The sequence below is a fragment of the Seonamhaeicola marinus genome, from assembly GCF_008085455.1.
The window spans coordinates 214,635-238,961 of sequence record NZ_VSDQ01000718.1; the positions used below are offsets into that span (position 1 = coordinate 214,635).

Annotated in this window: 23 protein-coding genes; 14 read left to right on the plus strand and 9 right to left on the minus strand. The window is 33.0% G+C overall.

Annotated features, from left to right (window positions below; all coding sequences use genetic code 11):
• Window positions 1-142 precede the first annotated feature (142 nt).
• From FUA24_RS18380 to FUA24_RS18390, 3 genes are all read left to right on the plus strand, one after another.
• Complete coding sequence (locus FUA24_RS18380; RefSeq protein WP_148544530.1) at window positions 143-2,068, plus strand: PBP1 and LysM peptidoglycan-binding domain-containing protein; 1,926 nt, start codon at window positions 143-145, stop codon at window positions 2,066-2,068.
• Between the two features lie 26 nt (window positions 2,069-2,094).
• On the plus strand, window positions 2,095-2,628 hold the full coding sequence (locus FUA24_RS18385; RefSeq protein WP_148544531.1) for a DUF922 domain-containing protein: 534 nt from the start codon (window positions 2,095-2,097) through the stop codon (window positions 2,626-2,628).
• Between the two features lie 152 nt (window positions 2,629-2,780).
• Window positions 2,781-3,005 (plus strand): DUF3820 family protein, encoded by a 225-nt coding sequence (locus tag FUA24_RS18390; protein ID WP_148544532.1) that lies wholly within the window; start codon window positions 2,781-2,783, stop codon window positions 3,003-3,005.
• A gap of 36 nt (window positions 3,006-3,041) precedes the next feature.
• On the opposite strand, the gene FUA24_RS18395 is transcribed toward FUA24_RS18390, so the two are convergent.
• From FUA24_RS18395 to FUA24_RS18415, 5 genes are all read right to left on the minus strand, one after another.
• A complete protein-coding gene (locus tag FUA24_RS18395) occupies window positions 3,042-4,238 on the minus strand; it encodes an acyltransferase family protein (RefSeq protein ID WP_187388324.1) in 1,197 nt (398 codons plus the stop codon).
• Window positions 4,239-4,258: 20 nt separating this feature from the next.
• The gene (locus FUA24_RS18400) at window positions 4,259-4,510 is read right to left on the minus strand and encodes a hypothetical protein (RefSeq protein ID WP_148544534.1); all 252 of its coding nucleotides are present in this window, start codon (window positions 4,508-4,510) and stop codon (window positions 4,259-4,261) included.
• Window positions 4,503-4,901 (minus strand): hypothetical protein, encoded by a 399-nt coding sequence (locus FUA24_RS18405; RefSeq protein WP_148544535.1) that lies wholly within the window; start codon window positions 4,899-4,901, stop codon window positions 4,503-4,505. Before FUA24_RS18405 ends, FUA24_RS18400 begins: the two co-directional genes overlap by 8 nt.
• A 12-nt stretch (window positions 4,902-4,913) precedes the next feature.
• Entirely contained in the window at window positions 4,914-5,459 is a 546-nt protein-coding gene (locus tag FUA24_RS18410) for an RNA polymerase sigma factor (protein WP_148544536.1), read from the minus strand.
• 138 nt (window positions 5,460-5,597) lie between these two features.
• The gene (locus FUA24_RS18415; RefSeq protein WP_148544537.1) at window positions 5,598-6,710 is read right to left on the minus strand and encodes a DNA alkylation repair protein; all 1,113 of its coding nucleotides are present in this window, start codon (window positions 6,708-6,710) and stop codon (window positions 5,598-5,600) included.
• Between the two features lie 185 nt (window positions 6,711-6,895).
• Between FUA24_RS18415 and FUA24_RS18420 the strand changes: the two genes are divergently transcribed.
• From FUA24_RS18420 to FUA24_RS18430, 3 genes are all read left to right on the plus strand, one after another.
• Window positions 6,896-8,533 (plus strand): CTP synthase, encoded by a 1,638-nt coding sequence (locus tag FUA24_RS18420; RefSeq protein ID WP_148544538.1) that lies wholly within the window; start codon window positions 6,896-6,898, stop codon window positions 8,531-8,533.
• 89 nt (window positions 8,534-8,622) lie between these two features.
• Window positions 8,623-10,515, plus strand: a complete 1,893-nt coding sequence (gene yidC, locus FUA24_RS18425; RefSeq protein WP_148544539.1) for a membrane protein insertase YidC — start codon at window positions 8,623-8,625, stop codon at window positions 10,513-10,515.
• Window positions 10,516-10,613: 98 nt separating this feature from the next.
• Complete coding sequence (locus tag FUA24_RS18430) at window positions 10,614-11,318, plus strand: toxin-antitoxin system YwqK family antitoxin (RefSeq protein ID WP_148544540.1); 705 nt, start codon at window positions 10,614-10,616, stop codon at window positions 11,316-11,318.
• Window positions 11,319-11,437: 119 nt separating this feature from the next.
• Here FUA24_RS18430 and FUA24_RS18435 read toward each other — a convergent pair whose 3' ends face one another.
• The gene (locus FUA24_RS18435) at window positions 11,438-13,732 is read right to left on the minus strand and encodes a fasciclin domain-containing protein (RefSeq protein WP_148544541.1); all 2,295 of its coding nucleotides are present in this window, start codon (window positions 13,730-13,732) and stop codon (window positions 11,438-11,440) included.
• Window positions 13,733-13,907: 175 nt separating this feature from the next.
• Here FUA24_RS18435 and mnmA point away from each other — a divergent pair, with 175 nt between their 5' ends.
• Genes mnmA through FUA24_RS18455 form a run of 4 tightly spaced genes read left to right on the plus strand, consistent with a single transcriptional unit; the run spans window position 13,908 to window position 18,576 of the window.
• Complete coding sequence (mnmA, locus tag FUA24_RS18440) at window positions 13,908-15,095, plus strand: tRNA 2-thiouridine(34) synthase MnmA (protein ID WP_148544542.1); 1,188 nt, start codon at window positions 13,908-13,910, stop codon at window positions 15,093-15,095.
• A gap of 23 nt (window positions 15,096-15,118) precedes the next feature.
• Window positions 15,119-15,940 (plus strand): hypothetical protein, encoded by an 822-nt coding sequence (locus FUA24_RS18445; protein WP_148544543.1) that lies wholly within the window; start codon window positions 15,119-15,121, stop codon window positions 15,938-15,940.
• A complete protein-coding gene (locus tag FUA24_RS18450) occupies window positions 15,937-16,878 on the plus strand; it encodes an NAD(P)H-dependent flavin oxidoreductase (protein WP_148544544.1) in 942 nt (313 codons plus the stop codon). Before FUA24_RS18445 ends, FUA24_RS18450 begins: the two co-directional genes overlap by 4 nt.
• A gap of 18 nt (window positions 16,879-16,896) precedes the next feature.
• Window positions 16,897-18,576: a sulfatase family protein gene (locus FUA24_RS18455; RefSeq protein WP_148544545.1), complete on the plus strand. Its 1,680-nt coding sequence runs from the start codon at window positions 16,897-16,899 to the stop codon at window positions 18,574-18,576.
• On the opposite strand, the gene FUA24_RS18460 is transcribed toward FUA24_RS18455, so the two are convergent.
• Window positions 18,573-19,499: a TolB-like translocation protein gene (locus FUA24_RS18460; RefSeq protein WP_148544546.1), complete on the minus strand. Its 927-nt coding sequence runs from the start codon at window positions 19,497-19,499 to the stop codon at window positions 18,573-18,575. The two genes, FUA24_RS18455 and FUA24_RS18460, sit on opposite strands and share 4 nt — an antisense overlap.
• Window positions 19,500-19,844: 345 nt before the next feature.
• On the opposite strand from FUA24_RS18460, the gene FUA24_RS18465 reads away from it, so the two are divergent.
• The 4 genes from FUA24_RS18465 to FUA24_RS18480 are packed head-to-tail and all read left to right on the plus strand — an operon-like array spanning window position 19,845 to window position 22,500.
• Window positions 19,845-21,215, plus strand: coding sequence for an MATE family efflux transporter (locus tag FUA24_RS18465; RefSeq protein ID WP_148544547.1), 1,371 nt, complete (start codon window positions 19,845-19,847; stop codon window positions 21,213-21,215).
• 1 nt (window position 21,216) lies between these two features.
• A complete protein-coding gene (locus FUA24_RS18470) occupies window positions 21,217-21,666 on the plus strand; it encodes a hypothetical protein (RefSeq protein ID WP_148544548.1) in 450 nt (149 codons plus the stop codon).
• 14 nt (window positions 21,667-21,680) lie between these two features.
• Window positions 21,681-21,908 carry a hypothetical protein gene (locus FUA24_RS18475; protein WP_148544549.1) on the plus strand — a complete coding sequence of 76 codons (228 nt, stop codon included), beginning with the start codon at window positions 21,681-21,683 and terminating at the stop codon, window positions 21,906-21,908.
• Window positions 21,909-21,927: 19 nt separating this feature from the next.
• Window positions 21,928-22,500, plus strand: coding sequence for a phosphatase PAP2 family protein (locus FUA24_RS18480; RefSeq protein ID WP_148544550.1), 573 nt, complete (start codon window positions 21,928-21,930; stop codon window positions 22,498-22,500).
• Here the strand turns inward: FUA24_RS18480 and meaB are convergent.
• Both meaB and FUA24_RS18490 read right to left on the minus strand, forming a co-directional pair.
• Window positions 22,490-23,512: a methylmalonyl Co-A mutase-associated GTPase MeaB gene (gene meaB / locus FUA24_RS18485; protein WP_148545008.1), complete on the minus strand. Its 1,023-nt coding sequence runs from the start codon at window positions 23,510-23,512 to the stop codon at window positions 22,490-22,492. The genes FUA24_RS18480 and meaB overlap by 11 nt on opposite strands.
• A 96-nt stretch (window positions 23,513-23,608) precedes the next feature.
• Complete coding sequence (locus FUA24_RS18490; protein WP_148544551.1) at window positions 23,609-24,166, minus strand: DUF2911 domain-containing protein; 558 nt, start codon at window positions 24,164-24,166, stop codon at window positions 23,609-23,611.
• Window positions 24,167-24,327: the final 161 nt, after the last annotated feature.

The following is a 24,327-nucleotide window of genomic DNA, read 5'->3' on the forward strand; positions in this document are numbered from 1 at the left end:
TAAGTAAGTAAATAAATATTATTGGGCTTTAGGTCGTAACTTTTCTTTTTTTGGCATGTTATATGATTAAAAATTGAAGAGGGTGATGTATACCCTTAGGGAGTCTAATGATTTCCGTGTTAACGTAAATAAAACTAGTTATATGACTAAATTCTTTACCATTTTTTGTTTCCTATGTCTTTTTAGTTTTAATCTTGTGAGTGCTCAAGATAAACACAGTATACATAGAGTTAAAGAAGGTGAAACTGTTGAAGGTATTGCTAAACGTTATTTTGTGACACCTTTTGACATTTATAGATTAAATCCTGAGGCAAAAAAGGAACTAAAGCCAAATACTATATTAATAATTCCTAAATCTGAGGTTGAAAAGAAGGTAACAATAGTTAAGGAATTAGAAGGTTTTAAAACGCATAAGACAAAACGAAAAGAAACACTTTACAGTTTAGCTAAAAAGTATAATGTCGAAGAAAACGACATAAAAAAACATAATACTTTTTTATATGCCAACCCATTAAGAAAAGGAGATAAGCTGCAAATTCCTGTATTTAAAACTACCGAAGTTGTTGAGGAAGTTGAGTTATATAAGCCCTACATTGTTCAGCCTAAAGAAGGAAAATGGCGTGTTGCGTATAAGTTTGGAATTACAGTAGCAGAATTAGAAGCTATGAACCCGGAAATGGGAGAAGTGCTTCAAGAAGGACAAGAAATCAAGGTGCCTAACCTAGAAAAAGAACATGAGAAAGAAATAGACGAACAGTTTAGTTACTATAAAGTATTACCAAAAGAAGGGTTTTATCGTCTTAAAGTAAAATTAGGTTTAGAAAAAGAAGAATTAGAGGAATTAAATCCAGGGTTAGCCGAAAGTGGATTAAAAGTTGGGATGATCTTAAAGATTCCTTTCAATGAGGCCACTTTAGATGGTGAAGAAATGAAGATTAACCTATCTGACAGTATTTCAGATTATAACACAAAACATATTGCGGTAATGTTACCTTTTAGGTTAAATAGGGTAGATTTCGATTCAATTTCTGGAACCAAAAAGAGTATAAAAAAAGATCCATATTTAAATGTATCTTTAGACTTTCATTCAGGAGTTCTAATGGCGGTTGATTCTTTACAGCGCCTTGGTATTTCGCTTAAAGTGGATGTATATGATACGAAAAATCAAGAGAGTGAAGTTCTTCAAATACTAGAAAATAATGACTTTGAAACTGTAGATGCTGTTATTGGTCCTTTAATGTCTAAAACCTTTGAAAAGGCATCTTCAGAATTAAGAAGTTTGCAAGTACCGATTGTATCGCCTATAGGTTCAAAACTCAAGTTATACGATAATGTTTTTCAGTCGAGAGCATCTTCAGAATTATTAAATTCTAAGCTTATCAATTTTGTTAAGGCAGATACGCTTGTAGAGAATATCATTATTATTTCAGATTCCAAACATGTTACTGTGTCTAATAGTATTAAGCAGGAATTTGCCGCATCAAAACAAGTGTTTTCTAGAAAGGATAAAAAAACTGGAGAAGATCAATACTTTATTGTTAAAACTGATATAGAAGACGTTTTAACACCAGGAAATAATGTTGTCTTCTTGGAGACAAAAGATACAGGGTTTGTTTCTAATGTAACCAGTGTATTGGCTTCATTAATTCAAAAGGAAGACAAAGAGACTGAAACAGAAGAGCGCAACATCACTCTAGTTACTACAAACTTTAATAAGGCCTTTGAGGATAATGATATTTCCAATGAGCATTTATCTAAACTTCAATTTTGCTATGCAACTACATCTAAAAGCTATGAGTTAGATAATGCTTTTGTAAAACGTTATAAGGAAAAATATCATATTACTCCTAATAAAAGAGCTGTAAAAGGCTTTGATTTAACTATGGACGTTGTGCTTCGTTTAGTAACTTCGGAAGACTTATTTATGTCGGTTAACGAGGCTCCTGTAACAGAATATGTAGAAAACAAATTTGCTTATAAAAAGAAGCTATTTGGGGGTTATTTTAATGATACCGTATACCTTGTAAAACACCAAGATTTACAAATTGTAGAAGTAAAACAACAATAAGCTTTAACACTTAACGTTTTAGTTTTGTGATTAGAATTATTATTGTCTTATGCTGTTTTCTCTGTGTTCAAGATGAACCGGTTATATCTTGGAACGATTCTTATAAATTAACTTGGGCAGATTTTAAAGATAGTCCGAATCCGAATACAAGCGCCGTGGCCATTACAGCCTCGGGAATTTCTTTTGGATATTCTATAAAACAAACAGATACACAAGTGGTAGGTTTTTCAACAGAGGTATATGCACATTTTTATCCAGAACAGTCTTGGTATAAACCAGAGCGTGCCGATGCCCATGTTTTGGCTCATGAGCAATTACATTTTGATATTACAGAATTACATGCTAGAAAGTTAAGATACAGAATAAGTCAATTAGGAATTTCTAATACTATAAAGAATAAATTAAGGCAACTGCAAAAAGACATTAACACGGAATTAAGAGCACTACAAAACAAATACGATTCCGAGACCGATCATTCAAGGAATTTTGAGGCGCAAGCCCAATGGAATGCTTATATTGCCAAAGAATTAAAAACCTATTCTAGATTTAAATCCAAATAAGGTTAACTGAGATAAGGGACTTTTCAAGTCAAGTTTTGTCAACCTGAACTTGTTTCAGGTTCTAATGCAATACACTCATGTTAATTAATGAGATTCTGAAAACAAGTTCAGAATGAAAATACCTTCTGAATTAAAAAATAAAACCTAAAGTAATGCTCCCAGATAAAGACTTCCTCATAAAATTAGCAAATACCAAAATGCCATATGGTAAATTCAAAGACCGCTATCTTATAGATTTACCAGAACATTATATAGTATGGTATCATAGAAAAGGCTTTCCCAAAGGAAAACTGGGTGATATGCTTACTACAGTTTATGAATTAAAGGTTAATGGTTTGGAGTATTTGGTGAGGAATATTCAGAAGATTAGCGAATGAAGTATTTAGATTTATTTTAAGGTTTCGCTTTTTAAATTATTTTGATTTTTTCTTCTCACTAAGATTTATGGCATACACTATTCTAGGAAAGTATTTGTCTCTAATATTCAAAAAATAACCCTCTAAATATTTTGTTAACAAAAATCCAGAGTAAATACTTATAATACTAGTTAATAGAAAGTATAAATAAGGATGATAGTATAATTCATAAGAACTCTGAATTCTTCGTGCAAGGGTGTTTGTTAAACTGTGAATAATGTATATAGAATAAGAGCTTATGCCAATTTTACTAATAGCCGACACTACTACTGAGGAGAAAGCAGAGTCTAATTTTTGATTAATTTCGCTATCTATTACAAAACTTAAAAGGATAATAAAAAATGATAAATAGAGCATTGAAAACCCTAGTGTTTTTACAAAAAAAGAAGATACAGGGTTAATGAATGGAGTCCAAATAAGACATAAAAAAGATATGGTCAAAAGAAGTCTATAATTTTTCAAATAAAACTCTTTTATAATTTCAAATTTGAAATTATAAAGATAGGATAATAATACACCAGTCAAGAGAGAATCGATTCTTAAATGTGTAAGCGTGAAGTTTTTTGTATCGCTGTATAGATATAGGTTACTTAACAATCTAATACTAAAGATAAGAGCAATTGTTATTAAAATGGATATAACAATGGCGTCAAAAAAACAGCTTTTTTTCTTTAAAGATTGTTTGAACCAAAAAGATTTAGAAGTGATAAATAAAACTATTGCTATACCAAAATAAAAATGTTCTTCTACGGCCAAAGACCAGCCGGCAGCATATAAGTACCCCCAATTTGAAACATAGTTTTGTAGAAAAAACAAATCACCTAATAGATGAATAATAGAAAAATTATTGTCAAAAATTTTTAAAAAGACATATGGTATAGATGTGATATAAAACAAAGGATATATTTTAAACCCTCTTCTAATTAAAAATCTTTTAATATTTAGTTTTTCATGTTTTTTATATTCCTTAAAAAGAAGCCCAGAAACTAAAAAGCCACTTAAGACGAAGAACAAATCGACTCCGATCCATCCCATATTTACTAAAAATCGATTTATGTGGGAATGTCTTATTAATACCAAAATTATCGCAATTCCTCTAAGGAAATCAAGTTGTCTTAATCTAAGGTTTTTAAGCATCGATTTTTCTAAATTGTCTTCTTTTGGATAGCGAAAATAGTTGAAATTTTCTACCAAATCAAAACTATATCGAACGACTACTCCAACTCCTCACAATAAAATCCACGCGCTTGTACCTGTTCAATAATATCTTCTGTACTTATTGTTTTAGTAGTTTCAATTCTTAAAACTTTGTCAATATCCTCTTGGTCTATAGACCATCTAACAATTTGGGGATGGGCATTAAAGAGTAATTTAAGGGTGTTTACTCCTAATTTAGTGTCAATATCGGTTTTTAGAACATGAATTAACACATCTTTTTTTCTGGCTTGGTAAAATGGACTAATCATAATTATTTTCTTCTTTATTGTTTTTTCGTTCTATATAAGCTTCATAAGCTTGGTTACCTTCTTCTTTCCAGAAGTCATCATAGTGTTTCCACTTATAGAATTCGCCTTTACAGTCTTTATCTTTTCTAGACGATTTTGATTTTTTACTGCTAGAGTCTCCAAAATTGCAGCCTCCTAATAGTATTTTGGCAAGAATAAATACACCAACTGCTTGCCAAAAGGTAAGTGTTGTTAACCCAAATATCATGGGCATTAACCAGTTCCAGAGCCACATTATTATAAAGCCAAATAATATGGCAAGACCGATTATAAAAATGCCTCCGAAAATTATCATTCCAACAATCTCCCCAGGAGACTTACCTCTCATTTTATGTTTAAAATAGTTCGACATAATTCTTTTTTTTTAAATATTTAATTCCTTTTTATGTTTCAAATTTTTGTGCAGAAGAGACATGGCTCTGTGCCGTCTAGACATTAGCGTGCCCACAGGTATGCCCGTTTCTTCTTCTATTTCCTTATAGGTGTAACCTTCAAAATCTATGGCTATAATTATGTTTCTGTAATCTGGTTTTAAACTAATAATAGCACTTTTTAGAGCGTCTTTCATTTGTTCGGGATACACATTATCTGCAGAATCACTTAGTATTGAAGCAAACTCCAAGAGTTTGTTTTCGTTTTGTGTTTCGTAATCAATACGTTCCTTTTTAGAGCTACGCAATACATCTATGATCTTATTTTTTAGAGCTCTGTACACAAAACCAGCAACATTATTTATAGGAGAATACCGGTCTGCTCCTGTAAATAATTTTAAAGCAACATCTTGAATAATATCTTCAGGATCATTATTAACACTAGACTTTAATTTAGAGTTAACATAACCTTTTAAAGAGTTATATTCTTCGTTAAAGAAGTTGTTTAGTTTTTTGTTGTTTTCTGATTGATGACTCATGTAAAGACGCTTTTTTAAGGCCCTTCAATTATAAAGACGCAAGGTTTTTAATCCATTGCATTTTTTTTAAATTATTTTTTTAGGAAGACGATTAAACACCTAAAAGGTTACTAAATTTTAACATGTTTTTTTTCGAAACTAAGGAATTAAATTAAAGTCTAACGTTTTGAATTCATTGCCGTTAACTACAATTGCCACTTTATGCAATCCTAAATGAAACTTGCGTGTTGTAATTAATTTAAAAGATTGCTTTTTGTGTATTGTTGTACTGCTATTTCCAGCATACTCTTTTTCACTAATTTTAAATACTTTAGGAGTTAAGCTTCCATTGGCTTTTTGATAATAAATGGTGTATTCTAGCCTTATTTTGGAGCTTGATTTACTTAGGTTTTTAACTATGAATTCAAATTCAAGGTCTTCACCAATTTTAACTTTTGGTGTTAAGATTTTAAAATTTTTAAGCTTAATGTTTTTAATAGAACCAAAACCGAATAATTGCATAAGTTCTTGATGCCCTTGTTTTAATAAGGTTCTTGATGCATGCTTTACTAATTTATCGGTGACTTCAGTTTTTCCTATCCACTGTTTTACAATAGACACAACTATGTTGGGGTTGTCTTTTGCAATATCGTTTAAGTTGTTAGCTACACTACGCCTAACATATTCGGATGTATCGTCTTTTAAATTTTCAAGAATTGGTAATATAGGGCTTGGGTCCTTTTTTAATGATGGTAATGCCATTGCCCATGGCAATCTAGGTCTGCATCCTTCAGAAGCTAATCGCCTTACATGAAGATTTTTGTGTTTAGACCATTTTAGCATTTGCGCAATGGCTTGTGTTTCATATTTAATAATGAACGGTCTAATGGCAAACTCACAACTGGCAAATTGCGTTATAGTTTCCATGGCGTTAATAGAAGTTTCATAATCATCTATACCATATTGTTCAATATAGTCTGGAAAGAACATGTAGGCTAACGTATCATATTCTGAGGTTTTTGGTTTGTTTTTAAGTAAATCAACACACTTCAATATGTGATCAACATTAACTTTATAGTCTTTACTAAAGTATTTGTTTAAAGTATGGGTTGAATGACGCATACGCTCTTTCAATTCTAAGTTTTCCCAATCCTTATAGAATATATCTTTAATATAACCTTCACTATCAAATTCAGGAACAACTGTTTTTATTGTTGCTGTAAAAGACTCAAAAAGTGGTTTACTGTAAATGTATTTTAGTGGTTCAGGCATAGTCGTTTTTTTAATCTATGACAAAACTAGCAAGGGTGTGTGACAGATTATGTCAGTGGTTTTAAAAAATATTTTATTAAATAGTTTAAGTACTAAACTGTTAATAAGAACAAATAAATAACCCTAAAACTATTTCTTAATAACTGTTTTTATTTTGTAAATTTGCCTGCGTTTATAAGCGCACAATGACAAACACAAAATACATATTTGTAACCGGAGGTGTTACATCTTCTTTAGGAAAAGGTATTATAGCAGCATCTCTTGCTAAACTTTTACAGGCTCAAGGTTACAGAGTTACCATTCAGAAATTAGATCCCTATATTAATGTAGATCCCGGAACGTTAAATCCTTATGAACATGGTGAGTGTTATGTTACGGAAGATGGTGCTGAGACCGATTTAGATTTAGGTCATTATGAGCGTTTTTTAAATGTGCCTACAAGTCAGGCCAATAATGTTACTACAGGGCGTATTTACCAGAGTGTAATTCAAAAAGAACGCAGGGGTGAATTTTTAGGGAAAACTGTTCAAGTTGTTCCACATATTACAGATGAAATAAAGAGACGTGTTCAGTTACTTGGACAGTCTGGAGATTACGATATCGTTATTACCGAAATAGGAGGTACCGTTGGTGATATTGAGTCTCTTCCTTATATTGAAGCTGTTCGTCAGTTACGATGGGATTTAGGAGATAATAATGGTATAGTAATTCATTTAACGTTAATTCCGTTTTTGTCTGCTGCGGGTGAATTAAAAACAAAGCCAACACAACATAGTGTAAAAACGTTAATGGAAAGTGGAATTCAAGCCGATATTCTTGTTTGTAGAACGGAGCATGATTTACCAAAAGATATTAGGAGAAAACTGGCCAAATTCTGTAACGTTACAGAAGAGTCAGTAATTCAATCTATTGATGCCTCTACCATTTATGATGTACCAAACTTAATGTTGAAAGAGGGGCTAGACAAGGTTGTTTTAGATAAGCTTGATTTAGAATGTTCTAATCCTGATATTACAAGATGGAATGCCTTTTTAACACGTCATAAAAATCCGAAATCTGAGGTTACTATAGGTCTAATTGGTAAATATGTAGAACTTCAAGATTCTTATAAATCTATTTTAGAGGCGTTTATTCATGCTGGAGCAACTAATGAAGTAAAAGTTAATATAGAGTCAATTCACTCGGAATATTTAAATAGCGATAATATTAAACTAAAACTATCACATTTAGATGGTGTTTTAGTGGCACCTGGTTTTGGAGAACGTGGTATAGAAGGAAAGATTGATGCTGTTAAGTTTGTTCGTGAAAATAATATCCCTTTCTTAGGAATATGTTTAGGTATGCAAATGGCAGTTATTGAATTTGCGAGAAACGTTCTTAAAATAAAAGATGCGGGTTCTACTGAGATGGATCCTGAGAGTACTAATGCTGTTATTGACTTAATGGAAGAACAAAAGTCTATTACTGATAAGGGAGGAACAATGCGTTTAGGTGCATGGGCTTGTGATCTAAAATTAGGAAGTCGTGTTAGAGATATTTACAAGGCGGAATCTATAATGGAGCGCCATAGACATCGTTATGAATTTAATGGCGATTATAAAGATCAAATGGAAGAAGCTGGTATGTTAGCTACAGGCTTGAACCCGAAAACAGGACTTGTAGAAATTGTTGAAATACCAAACCACCCTTGGTTTGTCGGTGTACAGTATCATCCAGAATATAAGAGTACCGTAGCGAATCCACATCCGTTATTTGTGGCATTTGTTAAGGCTGCCGTAAAATACAAAAGCAAACAAAAAGGTGTCAGTATGGCACAAAATTAAATTTGGACAGTTTTTTGTTCTAGATTCGAAAATATAGAAAAGACCTGCCAGGTTTTTAAAACCTAGCAGGTCTAAAAGTAAATAAGTAAATGGAAGAAAAAAAGTTAGATATAAATTCAATAATAGGTTTTGTTCTTATTTTTGGAATTTTGGCTTACATGTTATGGCAGAATCAGCCATCACCAGAGGAATTAGAAGCTCAAGAAAAAGCTAAACAAGAACAGGTTGAAGCTGAGAAAAAAGCCAAAGAGGAAAGTCAGACTTTTGTCTCTTCAGCACAAGATTATACACCTGGAAATCAGTTGGATTCTGTTCAAAAAGTTGAACTTCAAAATAAATTAGGTATACTAGCGTATTCCGAGATGTTATCAACCGGTTCGGATGAAACTTTAGTTGAAACAGATTTATTTGCTTTGAAATTTAACCATAGAGGTGGTTATTTATCTGAGGTTAAACTTAAGAAGTTCGTAGACTATGATTCCATTCCCATATATCTAATCAAAGATAACAACGCGCTTTTTAACTTAGATTTTGGTACTACCGATAGCAGAATTATAAATACTAAAGACAGATACTTTCAGCCTTCAGTTACCAAGAATGGTGATAACACTGTTGTTTCTATGAAATTTAAAATATCTGAAGCTAAATTTTTAGAATACAGATATGAGCTGAAACCTGATGATTACATGATTGATTTTAGTGTGCGCTCCCAAGGAATGAGTGATATCATTAACAGTTCTCAAGCTATCAATTTAGATTGGAAACTGAAAGGATACCGCCATGCTAAGAGTATTTCTTATGAAAATAGGTATACAAACTTGTATTATGATTATGAAGGAGGAAAAGACGATTTTATAAGAAACGGGGATGAGGACTTAGAGGATGTTGCATGGATAGGGTATAAACAACACTTCTTTTCTTCTGTTTTATTAACCGATAACAGGTTCAAAACAGTAAAAATAGAAGCTGAAAATTTAGTTGAAGACGAAGCCGTTGATACGGTTTATACTAAGATGTTTACATCTAAAGTGCCTTTAGAGTTAAAGGGAGGAGAACTTAATGAATCTATGGATTGGTACTATGGGCCAAGTGATTTTAAAGTTCTAAATACCTATGAAAGAAACCTGGATGAATTAGTACCATTTGGTTGGGGAATATTCGGTTGGATTAACCGCTTTATTTTTATGCCATTATTTGGTTTCCTTGGTGGATTTATGCCTTATGGAATTGCGATTGTTGTAATGACCATTTTAGTTAAAATATGTTTGTCTTTTGTGCAGTACAAGCAATTCTTGTCTCAGGCAAAAATGAAAATATTGAAGCCTGAGTTAGATGCTATTAGAGAAAAGTTTAAGAACAATAAAATGAAGGCGCAGCAAGAAACAATGGCGCTACAGAATAAAGCTGGGGCAAGCCCAATGGCTGGATGTTTACCAGCTTTAATACAGTTACCTGTGTTTTATGCTTTATTCCAATTTTTCCCTTCGGCATTCGATTTACGTCAAAAAAGTTTCCTTTGGGTAGATGATCTATCGTCTTATGATGTTGTGGCTAACTTGCCTTTTAGAATTCCTTTTTACGGAGATCATGTGAGTTTATTTCCTTTATTAGCTTCTATTGCTATTTTCTTCTATATGAGATTAACAACTGGGCAAAATGTACAGATGCAACAGCCTCAGCAAGAAGGTATGCCAGATATGGGGAAAATGATGAAATACATGATGTATTTCTCACCAATTATGATGTTGTTCTTCTTTAATAACTATGCTTCTGGTTTAAGTTTATACTACTTTATTTCTAACTTAATTAGTATTGGAATTATTTTAGTTATAAAAAATTATATTCTTGATGAAGATAAGATTCATGCCCAGATTCAAGAAAATAAGAAGAAACCAAAAAAGCAAAGTAAGTTTCAGGCAAAAATGCAAGAAATGATGGAGCAAGCGGAAAAACAAAAGCAAGCTCAGAATAGAAAAAAATAATATAAAGCTGCCTTTTGGCAGCTTTTTTGTTCTACACAATTTGAAAATTTATTTTTCGTTTTAAGTTTTGTAAAATATAAATCAAATTTATTGGTCTTATGAAGTATTGGTTTTTCGCTCTTTTTTTATTGGTTTCCATATCATTTTCAGCTCAAACAATTAATCAATTTGACGATAATGGAAAACGTCACGGTATATGGAAAAAGAATTTTGATGGTACAAAAGTTCTTAGGTATGAAGGTCAATTTAATCATGGTAAGGAGATTGGAACCTTCAACTTTTATAAAAATATAAGAAACAAAGCGGTTTTAACTGCTTCAAAGGTTTTTAATGAATCCAGTACAACTGCCAATGTCACTTTTTATACTTCAAAAGGAAAAGTAATTAGTGAAGGTAAAATGGATGGTAAAACATACATTGGAACTTGGAAGTATTATCATAGTAATTCGGATAAGTTAATGACTATTGAGCATTATAATAATAACGGTAATTTAGAAGGAGAGCGATTGGTCTATTATGATAACGGACAAATGGCTGAAAAACAAAATTACATTAATGGTAAACTAAATGGTGAATCCTTTTGGTATTCGGTTAAAAATGGAGTTTTAAAGCACTTTCAATATGAGAATGGGGAATTGCATGGTATTTCAAGATATTATACCCCTCGAGGTGATTTAAAAGCTGAAGGAAGATATAAGCGCGATAAAAAACATGGTGTTTGGAAATATTATGAAAATGGCAAATTAATTAACGAAAAGGATTTTACGCCAAAATCAAAATATAAAATAAAAAAAGCTCCCTGAAGAACAGGGAGCTCCTTTTTCATAGACAATTTCAAATTAAGAAATAGTAGTGTCTATGATTTTGTAGCTAACCAAACTACGCAATCAATAAAAAATCAAATTACAAAACTTTAAAACTCTTAAGGTAGAGGTGGTAAAACAACCTTATCTATTGCATGAATAACACCATTAGAGGCTTGCACATCAACAGCAACTATATTGCTCACCCTATTGTTTGCATCTGTTAAGGTTGCACCACCTGTAATATTTGCTGTTATATTTCCACCTTGAGTTGTTACGGTCATATTATCTGTTAAATCCGAAGATCTCACATTTGCACCAGCTACAGCATGATAGCTTAGTGTTGCATTTAATGTTGGTTCGTCTATATCTGCAAGTCCTGCCACGTTAAGTTCTCCTAATAAACTTACAAAAGCTGCATCTGTTGGAGCAAATACTGTAAAAGGAGAAGAGTCCGTTCCTGATAATAAACCAACATAATCAGTTGTTAAATCATCTCTGGTTAGGGCTTGAACAAGTATGCTAAATGTTGGATCAGCTAAGGCAAAATCAACCACAGTTGGTAAGCCAATAACTTTATCCACTGCGTGAATTACACCATTACTTGCTACTACATCTGGCAGAGCTACTGTAGAAATACCGTTGAACTTAACACCATCAGAGGTATTAAAATAAAGGCTCATTGCATTATCTCCAGGTGCTGTTGCACTTGTCGTTGTGTATCCTGCTCCTGCGTTTACTAAATCTGTTGAAAAAGTTGTACTACCAAGAACATGATTTAATAGAACTTGAGCTAATACATCTGTAGGAACATCTCCAAGAGCAGCAAAATTGTTATCAGCTAAGAAGGATGTAAACCCATCATTAACTGGAGCTAACACTGTAAATGGTCCATCTCCACTTAATACGTTTACTAAGTCGCCATCAGCAGCACTTAAAGCAGCTACTAAATTACTGAATGAAGGATTAGCTAAAGCATGATCAACCACGCTTGGTAACCCAATTACTTTATCTACAATATGAATTACACCATTGGTAGCATCTATATCTGCTGAAGTTACCATTGAAGTTCCATTAAATTTAACACCATCAGAGGTATCATAATAGATACTCATATTCATATCTCCAGCACCTGTGGCGTTAGTTTTTGCATATCCCGAACCAGCATTAACTAAATCTCCAGACATAACAGAACCTGTTATAACATGATTTAATAGTACCTGAGCTAAAATATCTGTTGGTACATCTCCTAATGTTGCAAAATTATTGTCAGCTAAGAATTGAGCGAAAGCTTCGTTGCTTGGCGCTAATACTGTGAATTCTGTTGTTCCGTTTAAAATAGATACCAAGTCGCCGTCTGCTGCTTGTAAAGCCGCTAATAAACTACTTAAGCTCTCGTTGGTAGCTACTTTTCCAGCAATTGTATTTGGAAGATTAGGTAGAACCACCTTGTCAATAACATGAATTACACCATTTGCAGCTTGCACGTCTACAACAACGATATCACTTACCCTACCGTTAGCGTCTGTTAAGGTGGCGCCCCCAGTTACATTAGCCGTAATATCTCCTCCTAATGTTCCAACAGTCATATTATCCATTAAGTCTGATGATTGTACATTAGCACCAGCCACTGCATGTAAGTCTAATGTTGCTTTTAAAGTTGGTTCATCAATATCTGCAAGAGAGTTTGCTCCTAGCTCTGTTAATAAGTTACCAAAAGCATCGTTAGTTGGAGCAAATACGGTAAAAGGTGCCGGGTCTGTACCATTTGCGGTAGAAAGAGTGCCTACATAATCAAAAGTTAAATCACTTCTTGTTAAAGCTTGAACTAATATTGAAAAATCGTCATTAGTTGTTGCAAAATCAACAACAGATGGAAGTCCAATAACGGCGTCTACAATGTGAATTACACCGTTAGTAGCCGAAATGTCTGGTGTGCTTACACTAGATACACCATTTAATGTAACACCAGCAGATGTATTCACATACATACTAAGGTTAGCACCAGAAGTTGCTTCGGTTGCTAAGGTTTTAATATACCCTGTTGATAATCCTGAAGACATTGCTTCTCCTGAAACAACATGGTTTAATAAAACTTGCGTTAAAACGTCTTTAGGAACATCTGCTAAACTTGCAAAGTTGTTATCTGTTAAAAATTGACTAAAAGCCGCATTTGTTGGGGCAAAAACCGTAAACGAAGCTGAAGGATCATCTAAAACAGCAGGAAGGTTGCCATCTGCTGCTAGTAAAGCCTGCACTAAAATGCTTAGGTCTGGAGTAGCCACTGCTAACTCTGTTATGGTTTCAGGTGTTTTCTGAACTACATTGTTATCGTCATCATCGCTACATGATGAAATGAAGACTGTAATCATAAGAACTACAATCAAACGTGTAAATGCTGTTAATGTTTTCATGATGTTAATATTAAAGTTTAATTTTGTTTAACAAATTTATAAAATAATTAAACAAAAAAAACAAATTTTGTTCAAAAAAAATTAAAATAAGTTAAACAAAGATGCGTTTTATCGAGTTGCACGTAGTCCAATAATCAAGCAAATATGTGTATCTTTGCACCCTAATTTTATATAAATGAAACGAGTTATAGTAGGGCTTTCGGGAGGAGTTGATTCTAGTGTTGCAGCTTATTTGCTTAAGGAGCAGGGGTATGAAGTTATAGGCTTGTTCATGAAAAATTGGCATGATGATTCTGTGACCATTTCTAATGAATGTCCTTGGTTAGATGATAGTAACGACGCAATGCTCGTGGCAGAAAAGTTAGGTATTCCTTTTCAAACAGTAGATTTAAGCGAACAATATAAAGAGCGTATTGTAGATTATATGTTTAATGAATATGAAAAGGGAAGAACACCTAATCCTGATGTACTTTGTAATAGAGAGATTAAGTTTGATGTGTTCATGAAGATAGCATTAGATCTTGGTGCCGATTATGTTGCTACTGGTCATTATTGTAGAAAAGGCATTATATCAGAAGGCGGAAAAGAAACTTATCAGTTATTAGCAGGTGTTGATAATAATAAAGATCAATCTTATTTTTTATGTCAATTATCCCAAGAACAACTAGCTAAAGCTTTATTCCCCATCGGAGAATTAACTAAACCCGAGGTAAGAGAAATAGCGAATGAAATTGGCTTAGTAACTGCAGATAAAAAAGACTCTCAAGGACTTTGCTTTATTGGAAAGGTAAAATTACCAGATTTTTTACAGCAACAGTTAAAACCAAAAGAAGGGGTAATTGTAGAAATACCCAAAGAGCAGGATATTTACAAGGAAGCAGTACCTGAGTTTGAGACAGAAGAAGATAAATTACGTTTCCTATCTAGAAAGATAAATTACAATATAGAGCAAGGAAAAGTAGTTGGTAAGCACGATGGAGCTCATTACTTCACAAAGGGACAAAGAAAAGGATTAGCGGTAGGAGGTACCGTAGAGCCCTTATTTGTTATCGATACAGATGTTAATGAAAATATAATCTATACTGGCCAGGGGAAATCACATCCTGGATTATTAAAAAAAGCACTTTTTGTTAGCAATGATGAATTACATTGGATACGAGAAGACTTAGCTCTAAAAGTTGACGATACTTTACAAGTTGCTGCAAGAATAAGGTATAGACAACCTCTTGAAAAGGCTACCCTATATAAAGTTGATTCTGGGCTTTACATAGAATTTGAAAATTATCAATCGGCAATTACAGAAGGACAATTTGTAGCATGGTATATTAACGAAGAACTTTTAGGTTCAGGGGTTATTTCTTAAATTAGTGGAATAAATTTACTTACATGAGACATTTTTTGTTGTTGGTTTCTTTCTCTATTTTATCGAATTTCGTTGCTGCTCAGAAAGACTCAATTATAAAATATTATGATATAAATAATAAAATTATAAATGACAACGAATTAGTTAAAAATGAAGCCAGAAAAATTGAGATTCTAACTAAAGAAGACGATTCCTTATGGATGGTTAGAATTTATCGTAGAAACGGCAAACTAATTAGATATGGTCATTTCAAGAGCAAAAATAAAAAAGTACCTGTTGGAGAATTCATTTCGTATAACAGAAAAGATAGTATTTCTGGTATTTTGTATTATAATTCAAAAGGACTAAAACATGGTAAAACTAAAACATGGTTTAGCAATAGAAATAGGAAATCAGAAGGCATTTATTTAGAGAATAAAAAGGAAGGTGTTTGGAAGCATTACCATTACGATGGTAGCGTCGCTGTTAAGTCAGTATTCAAAAATGATTCTTTGTTAATGAGAACTTTTTATAACGAGGAAGGAGATATAATAAATTATAGAGGTACAGATAAGTTTTTTAAACCTAAATTTAAGGGAGGTAAAAATAAATTTAATAGAATTGTAGGCAAAGTTTTAGATAAGATTGATTATAATTTAGATGGAACTGTTCATGTGAATTTTACTGTAGATATTAGCGGAAATATTATAAATGTTGAGGTTGAAAATAAAGAATTACCTTCCTCTGTCATAAATAATTTAACTGCACATTTTGAGGGTATCAAGGGCTGGCAACCAGCACTGCACTTGAACCGAAAATTACCATATGATTTCTCTATCCCTTTAAAATTTCGTTCTCTAAAATGAAAAACAAAGTATCCGAACTTTTCAAAATAAAATATCCAATCATTCAAGGAGGAATGATTTGGAACAGTGGATGGCGACTAGCTTCAGCGGTAAGTAATTCAGGAGGTCTTGGCCTTTTAGGTGCGGGTTCAATGTATCCTGAAGTTCTTAGAGAACACATCCAAAAATGTAAAAAAGCTACCATTAAACCTTTTGGAGTAAACGTTCCTATGCTATACCCTAATCTTGAAGAGATTATGAATATCATTGTAGAAGAAGGTGTTCAAATTGTGTTTACTTCAGCAGGGAACCCAAAAACATGGACATCTTGGTTACAAGACAAAGGCATTATTGTTGTTCATGTGGTTAGTAGTCTAAAATTTGCTTTAAAAGCTCAAGATGCTGGTGTCCAAGCTATTGTGGCTGAAGGTTTTGAGGCTGGTGGTCACAATGGAAGAGACGAAACTACCACATTGGCATTAATTCCAATGGTTAGGGAACATATTAAAATTCCTTTAATTGCGGCTGGCGGTATTGCAACGGGAAGAGCAATGTTAGCCACCATGATTTTAGGTGCCGATGGCGTGCAAATGGGAAGCAGATTTGTGGCTAGTGAAGAAAGTTCTGCTCACCGAGATTTTAAACAATCTGTTGTTGATGCTAAAGAAGGAGCTACACATCTAACTTTAAAAGAATTGGCTCCTGTGAGATTACTTAAAAATAAGTTCTTCAATGAGGTTCAGGAACTATACAAAACAGGACCAACTATAGAGGAACTGAAGAACTTACTTGGTAGAGCGCGTGCTAAAAAGGGGATGTTTGAAGGCGATTTGGATAATGGCGAACTAGAAATAGGGCAAATCTCAGGCTTAATTCATGATATAAAACCAGTGAAAGATATTATAGGAGATGTCATTTCTGAATTTGAATTAGCAAAGACCGAGGCCGTTAAGCTTTAAAACAACAACAAACTATATATGAAAAGAGTAATTTTAGGACTTACCCTGTCCTTTTTATTGTGCAATTGCCAAAACCAAGTAGAACAGCAACCTTTAAAACCTAATGTATTATTCATTATGATGGATGATTTAGGTTATGGTCAATTTGGAGTGTATAACGATACCGTAACTACATCCGATTATGATCCCTATTTTGTCAAATTAGTGGATAGTTTACAAGGCTATTCTTTAGAGAAATCTTTAGAATTTTCTAAAACTGCCATTCCAACGTTATCGTCTTTAGCAAAAGAAGGGGTTATTTTTAACAAAGCTTATACTACCAGTAATATTTGTGCACCTTCAAGGTTGGGAATTGCTACTGGAATGAATAATAACAGATTTGGTATTTATACCAATGATGATTGTGAACAAAGTGGTTTGCAAAAAGGAACTCATTTAGCCGAAAAAATTGATGCCCAAGGTTATTTAACCGCGCACATTGGGAAGTGGCATATTGGGAAGCGAAATCAAAAGATGTATGACTCTATTTTAAAGGTGAATAATTTAGATGAAAACACAAATTATTATGTATTAGGAAATTCCAATCCAGATGTTTTTAAAAGCGCTGTAAATAGTGGTTATATTGGATCTGTTGTAAAAGAACAGCATCCGTTAAATAATGGTTTCGATTATTATTATGGTTACAATCATTGGGCCTGTGATTTTTACAAAGCAAAAAACGTTTGGGAAAACTTTAAGCATGTAGAAAATCAAAAGGAGTATAATACAGATGTTTTTACAGATAAGGCGCTAGAGGTAATGGAAACTGCTATTAAAGATAAGAAGCCTTTTTATGTTCAATTACATTATCATGCGGTTCATGATTCATTAGAACCTAAGGCGCCAGAGAAGTACTTTAGCAAGTTTACATCTGGAAACTACGATTTAGATAATTTCTATGCGCATGTTAATGGTGTAGATGAGAATGTAAAACGCGTGGTAGATTTTCTAAAATCACAGGAACAATATAAAAACACGATTATTGTCTTTACCTCGGATAATGGGGCAATGGCAGGAGGATCTTATGATGGTATGAAGACAGGTTCTCCATTACCTGGAAATACGCCGTTTTCTGGTCACAAAGGAAATTACCATCAGGGAGGCTTTAGAGTTCCAATGTTTATAAGTTGGCCCGAAGGGATTAAAGAATCTAAAGTAGAGAGTCAAATGGTATCCACAATGGATATTCTGCCAACAGCCATAGATGCTATAGGAGGAGATTTACCGAAAAACATTCAAGGAAAAAGTCTAGTGCCCCTTTTAAAAGGAGAAACTAAAGACGTTTTGCATGATCATTTGGTATGGTCTGGACTTCATGCCTATAAATGGGGATATTTAATAAATAAATCTACAAAAACTCATATGGACGAATCGGGGTTTGCTCCATCTTCTTGGGTTGTTATAAAAGGTGATTATATGCTTCGCTTTGTGGGGACTCTTGAAAAAGGAATTTACTACGATTTTTTAGAAGGAAGAGCACCAATTTTTGAACTGTTTAATATCAAAAATGATCCAGCAGAGAACAATGATATTTCAGATAAACATCCTGAATTGGTTGAAGAAATGAAGGCCTTATTCTATAATGAATTTAAATCATTTCCGAAGCCAGTAGATTGGAAGCTACCTAAATGGGAAGAATTAGCAGGGGAGAAGGTTTAGAATTCACCAAGATTTAAAGGTATTTTGTAAAGTCGGCTGGAGCCATTACTATACTGGTTGAATATGTTATTTAGTTCATTAATAGTCAGTTCATCTGGCAGTTCTATTGGGCTTGCATCTTTTTTGCTTGTAAAATAAAGAACATTATTCCTATCAACAAAAGGACAATAATCCATTTTGTTGCTGTTTATTTTTGGGCCAAGGTTTATCGGTTTTGTCCAGATATTGTCTTTTTTAAAGCTAATGTATAAATCGCCACTACCTAGGCCATCTTTTCTATTATAGCATCCATAAATAAGAAAAGACTCATCTGGAGCAATAAAAGCATTATACTCATAGCCAAGAGAGTTTATGGTATCAGGAAGTAAAATAGGGTTGCTGTACGAACCATTTTCAAATGAGCTAAAATAAATATCATCCTTTCTTTTAAGTTCTGGATTATCTCTTGTAAAATACAAGTTGCCATTATCAGAAATTGAAGGATAAAATTCGCCATACTTCGTATTTACAGGAGCTCCCAAGTTTTTAGGTTCAGACCATTCAGAATCTAAGGTCTCACGTTCTACGTACCATATATCAAAATCCTTTTGTTCTTTGGTATTAGCGTTTAAAGGCCTTTTAGAGGCGTAATAAACTTTTAAACCGTCACTAGAGAAGAACGGTTCTAAATCAAAAAATTGACCAGAAAATGAGACAATTTTAGGTTTTCCCAATGTGTCTTTGTTTTTTTTAATTGAGATTATTGTTGAAATGGTACCGTTTATATTTTGGGCAGAGAACATAATTTCTTCGCCATTCGGAGAAATAGCAATATCTCTTACATTAGGAAATTGTTTGACAATCTCTTGAATAAAAGGTTTACTTTCCTGAGAAAATGAAGTAAATGTAAAAAGGGTTAGTATTACAAAGTATAGCCGTCTCATGAAAAATGGTTTTTTCTAAAGTAAAAATTTGAGAGGAATAGTATTCTAAAAACAATGTTAATTTCTAAAATACAAAAAGGAGGAAAGCTTCCTCCTTTTGTAATGTCGAAACTTTAAAACTTTAATTAAATCCCTAATAAAATGAAAGTCTAATGTCTCTGTAAATTGTAAAAGAAATGTTCTACAATTGTCTATTTAAGCAGATTAATGGTTGTCAAATGTATAAAAAATAACTACTTAATAATCTGAAAGTTACGCTAAGTTATTAACAGCTGTTAATAGAATACTTTTTTTAAGTAATTAATAAAATTCGTTAAAGAAAAAGGTATAACGTACATTTACAAAATGCAATTTACAGACTATACTAAAGAGTTTAAATACAATTGGCAATTAGCGGCTCCAGTTATGCTTGGTATGCTAGGACATACCTTTGTAAGTTTTGTAGATAATATCATGGTAGGGCAATTAGGAACCGCAGAATTAGCAGCTGTTTCTCTTGGAAATAGTTTTATGTTTATAGCCATGTCTTTAGGTATTGGTTTTTCAACTGCAATTACTCCACTGATTGCTGAGGCTGATGCAGCAAAGAATTTTGTTAATGGGAAATCCTCCTTTAAGCATGGACTTTTTTTATGTATGGTTTTAGGAATTTTGCTTTTTTTATTAGTGTACTTTGCAAAACCTTTAATGTATTATATGAAGCAACCTCCAGAGGTAGTTGAATTAGCAATGCCTTACTTAGATTTGGTTGCAGTTTCATTAATACCGTTAATAATATTTCAGGCATTTAAACAGTTTGGAGATGGGCTTTCTATGACCAAATACCCTATGTATGCTACACTTTTGGCTAATGTTGTAAATATTATACTTAACTACCTTTTAATATTTGGAAAATTTGGTTTCCCCGAATTTGGAATTATTGGAGCGGCTTACGGAACATTAGTGTCAAGAATAATAATGGTATTGTATTTATGGTATTTATTAGCTGGCAAAGAAAAATCTAAACATTTTGTAACTAATATTAAATTATTCGTTTTAGATAAAACGATGTTATCTAAAATAATTAACCTAGGAGCACCCAGTGCTATGCAAATGTTTTTTGAAGTTGCCATTTTTACTGCGGCCATTTGGTTAAGTGGCTTATTGGGGAAAAATCCACAAGCAGCTAATCAAATTGCACTTAATTTGTCTTCTATGACTTTTATGGTAGCCATGGGATTAAGTGTTGCATCTATGATAAGAGTAGGAAATCAAAAGGGGCTTAAGAAGTATTACGAGTTGCGCAGAATTGCATTCTCTTTATTTTTAATGGGCACCTTGTTGGCCTTTTTCTTCGCTATAGTATTTTTTGCTTTTCATGAGTATTTACCAAAGATTTATGTAGATTTTGACGATACAAAAAACCTTGCGGACAATACAGAAGTAGTGAAATTGGCTTCAAGTCTCTTAATTGCTGCTGCAATTTTTCAAATAAGTGATAGCATACAAGTCATTGTTTTAGGAGCTTTAAGGGGACTTCAAGATGTTAAAATCCCTACCATAATTACTTTTATTTCGTATTGGTTAGTTGGATTTCCAGTAAGTTGGTTTTTAGGTAAAGAAGATGCATATGGAAGTTTTGGTATATGGTTAGGCTTATTAGCTGGTTTATCTTCAGCTGCAATTTTATTATATATTCGATTTAATTATTTAACTAAAAAATTGATTTCTAACTAATATGGGGGTTTTAAAATCGATAGATAAAGTTTTGGCTGCTTTTGGAAATATAAGGGCAATGGAGAGGTTACATGTTGATTCTTTTACTGAAAATTTAATAACCAATATCAGTGGTGTTAAGATTGCGGAGTCCTTATATGGACAGCTTTTTGTTTCTTTTCAAACTTTAGCTGATTATGAATTTATGAACGTTTCTATTCTTAGCGCTACGGATATTAAAACATATAAAGGATGCTCACTTACATTCCTAACTGAAAGCGGTGAAACTATGGTTATGATTTCCGACACAAAAGAGATAGAATCTGATTATTCTAATGTTTCAAATAGATGGTTAACAAAAATTAGTTTTGTAATTGAAGCTCATGAAAAGAAGTTTGTAATAGATAAAAATTTTGACAAGGTATTTTTAAAATTCAAGAAGAAGACTTTACCTTTGACTAAATGTGATTAACTAAAAACTAGAATATGTCACTTCCAAAATTTATATTAGGCGATAACTCAGAATTTCCAAACGCTATTTATGTTGTTCACACTGAATTTCCAAGGTTTATTATTAATCTTGAAGATGATGAAGTTGAATGGTTTGAAGATTTTGATGCAGAAGATCAAAAAGAACTAGAGGTAGAAACTGAAAATGCTATTAAATTGGCAACGGAGTGGTACGATAATGAAATAGCCAAATACGAAGAATAGTATTTAAGAAGTTCACATCATGATAGAAAAAATTTTGAAGTACGATACTGAGTTATTTTTATACCTTAACAACTTGGGGTCCGAAACTTGGGATTGGTTATGGTTAGCTATTACCAATAAGCTAACATTTATACCAATGTACGCCATCTTACTATTTTTACTTTACAAAAAATTTGGATGGAAGGCCTTAATAATTTTTATTGTTGTAGTGGCTTTAATGATAACATTTACAGACCAAATTACAAACGTGTTTAAACGTGGTTTTGAAAGACCGAGACCTTGTAGAGACGAAGCGGGTATTTTTGATCAAATGCGCTATATTGCTGTACGTTGCGGTAAATATGGTTTTTTCTCTGGGCACTCTTCAAATTCAATGGCAGCTGCAGTTTTTGCAGGTTTAACTCTAAAACCATACTATAAAAATTTAATTTTTATAATGTTATTTTGGAGTGCTGTTGTGGCTTACAGTAGAATCTATGTTGGTGTACATTACCCTGTTGATATTGTTTGCGGGTTAACTTTTGGAGCCATCTCAGGATTTATGTTTTACAAGTTAGCACAGTTCTTATTAAAAAAATATATTACTGCTTAGATAGGCTTAACAAATAGTCTGCCGCTGCAAACGGTGTTGTTTTATTAGAATCAATAAGTGCAAGCTGTTGGGTTAGTGCTTCTTGTATGTGCGATTTATTGAAAAAATCGGATTTTAATTGTGCCTCAATTGTTTGAATTAGCCAGTATTTGTTTTGATTATTTCTCTTATCACTAAAGAAGTTGTTAGCTTTAGTAGATTCAACATATTCGGCTATAATAGTCCAAATAGTATCGATACCTTTATTTTCAAGCGCACTACAAGAAGTTACTTTAGGTTGCCAACCAGAATCTTTTGCTGGATAAAAATGAAGCGCCCTCGTAAACTCAACTTTGGCAAGTTTTGCAGCTTGCATGTTTGCGCCATCCGCTTTATTTATAGCAATAGTATCGGCCATTTCTATAATGCCACGTTTTATACCTTGCAACTCATCACCAGCTCCGGCTAACTTTAGTAGTAAAAAGAAATCTACCATACTGTGAACTGTGGTTTCACTTTGCCCAACACCAACTGTTTCAATAATAATTACATCAAAACCAGCGGCTTCACAGAGTGTTATAGTTTCCCTTGTTTTTCTTGCTACGCCACCTAAAGATCCCCCTGAAGCAGACGGCCGTATAAAGGCATTTTCATCCTTTACCAAGGCTTCCATTCTTGTTTTATCACCTAAAATACTTCCTTTTGTAATTGCACTACTAGGATCAACTGCTAACACGGCAACGCGTTTACCAAGGTTTGTTAGATGTTTACCAAAAGTCTCAATAAAGGTGCTTTTTCCAACTCCAGGTACGCCAGTAATACCAATTCTAATTGAATTGTTGGCATGAGGTAGACATGAGTTAATAATGGTACGTGCCTTTTCTAAATGGTTAGGGTTTTTACTTTCAACAAGCGTAATGGCCTTACTTAATGCAGTGATGTCTCTTTTTAATATTGAAGCAACCAACCTTTCTGCATTTAAAGCGTTATTTCGTTTTGCTTTTAACTTGGCAATAGCATTTTCGCTAGTCATTTCAGAAATTGAAACACCTTCTTTTTCTTGTAATGCCGATTTCTTTGGTTTACTCACAAGCTGAAATGTTTACTCTAAGATACGGAATAATACCCCTTAATTTTTTAACGGAACAGCAATTTTAGTATCGTCCCAAGCCATAGTTAAGAATAATTTGTCTGTAGAATTATCAAAAGCAATGGTAAACTGTTCTACGTCTCCATCTATTATTTGAACAGGAACATCTACATTAATAACATCAAAATTAGGATCCCAAAGCGGGTTCATCTCAGAATCAACACCCCATTCGTACTGTTTGGAATTAAACATTACTGTCCATGTAGAGTCTTTAGGAACAGTCCATAAGGTATATTTTCCAACGGGTAAGGTCATTCCGTTAATATCCAATGTTTTATTAGTTTCAAATGTAGTGGCCTCATTAGCACCCGTGCGCCAAACTTTATTAAAAGGTACTAAAGCCCCAAAAATTTCCCTGTCCTTTTTAAATGGTCTATTATAAAACACTTTTAACCTTAAATCGTTCAATTCAAATTTTACAGTATCTTTAGGACTAAGGCGTTTTTCAAATATATTTTCAACAAAAACAGAATATAATAAAAGGCCAAGAGCCACTATAGAGAGTAGGATTAATACACGTTTTAAAAAGGCGTTCATGTGAGGGTGTTTTTAGGTTATAAATATAATTTAAAATGTATTAAATGCTAGTAAAGGAAACGCTAAAATGTAAAGTTTTGTTATTCTACAAATAAACTATCTTAGAGAAGCTCATGAGGCTCGGGTTTGAAACAGATTTTAATATCTAAATAAGTCTTGTG

Coding starts and splice junctions, on each gene's coding strand:
- FUA24_RS18470 (WP_148544548.1), top strand. CDS start 21,217: ATGGGGGTTTTAAAATCGATAGATAAAGTTTTGGCTGCTTTTGGAAAT.
- FUA24_RS18415 (WP_148544537.1), bottom strand. CDS start 6,710: ATGCCTGAACCACTAAAATACATTTACAGTAAACCACTTTTTGAGTCT.
- meaB (WP_148545008.1), bottom strand. CDS start 23,512: ATGACTAGCGAAAATGCTATTGCCAAGTTAAAAGCAAAACGAAATAAC.
- FUA24_RS18405 (WP_148544535.1), bottom strand. CDS start 4,901: ATGTCGAACTATTTTAAACATAAAATGAGAGGTAAGTCTCCTGGGGAG.
- FUA24_RS18380 (WP_148544530.1), top strand. CDS start 143: ATGACTAAATTCTTTACCATTTTTTGTTTCCTATGTCTTTTTAGTTTT.
- FUA24_RS18455 (WP_148544545.1), top strand. CDS start 16,897: ATGAAAAGAGTAATTTTAGGACTTACCCTGTCCTTTTTATTGTGCAAT.
- yidC (WP_148544539.1), top strand. CDS start 8,623: ATGGAAGAAAAAAAGTTAGATATAAATTCAATAATAGGTTTTGTTCTT.
- FUA24_RS18430 (WP_148544540.1), top strand. CDS start 10,614: ATGAAGTATTGGTTTTTCGCTCTTTTTTTATTGGTTTCCATATCATTT.
- FUA24_RS18450 (WP_148544544.1), top strand. CDS start 15,937: ATGAAAAACAAAGTATCCGAACTTTTCAAAATAAAATATCCAATCATT.
- FUA24_RS18435 (WP_148544541.1), bottom strand. CDS start 13,732: ATGAAAACATTAACAGCATTTACACGTTTGATTGTAGTTCTTATGATT.
- FUA24_RS18490 (WP_148544551.1), bottom strand. CDS start 24,166: ATGAACGCCTTTTTAAAACGTGTATTAATCCTACTCTCTATAGTGGCT.
- FUA24_RS18410 (WP_148544536.1), bottom strand. CDS start 5,459: ATGAGTCATCAATCAGAAAACAACAAAAAACTAAACAACTTCTTTAAC.
- FUA24_RS18475 (WP_148544549.1), top strand. CDS start 21,681: ATGTCACTTCCAAAATTTATATTAGGCGATAACTCAGAATTTCCAAAC.
- FUA24_RS18480 (WP_148544550.1), top strand. CDS start 21,928: ATGATAGAAAAAATTTTGAAGTACGATACTGAGTTATTTTTATACCTT.
- mnmA (WP_148544542.1), top strand. CDS start 13,908: ATGAAACGAGTTATAGTAGGGCTTTCGGGAGGAGTTGATTCTAGTGTT.
- FUA24_RS18460 (WP_148544546.1), bottom strand. CDS start 19,499: ATGAGACGGCTATACTTTGTAATACTAACCCTTTTTACATTTACTTCA.
- FUA24_RS18400 (WP_148544534.1), bottom strand. CDS start 4,510: ATGATTAGTCCATTTTACCAAGCCAGAAAAAAAGATGTGTTAATTCAT.
- FUA24_RS18445 (WP_148544543.1), top strand. CDS start 15,119: ATGAGACATTTTTTGTTGTTGGTTTCTTTCTCTATTTTATCGAATTTC.
- FUA24_RS18390 (WP_148544532.1), top strand. CDS start 2,781: ATGCTCCCAGATAAAGACTTCCTCATAAAATTAGCAAATACCAAAATG.
- FUA24_RS18465 (WP_148544547.1), top strand. CDS start 19,845: ATGCAATTTACAGACTATACTAAAGAGTTTAAATACAATTGGCAATTA.
- FUA24_RS18420 (WP_148544538.1), top strand. CDS start 6,896: ATGACAAACACAAAATACATATTTGTAACCGGAGGTGTTACATCTTCT.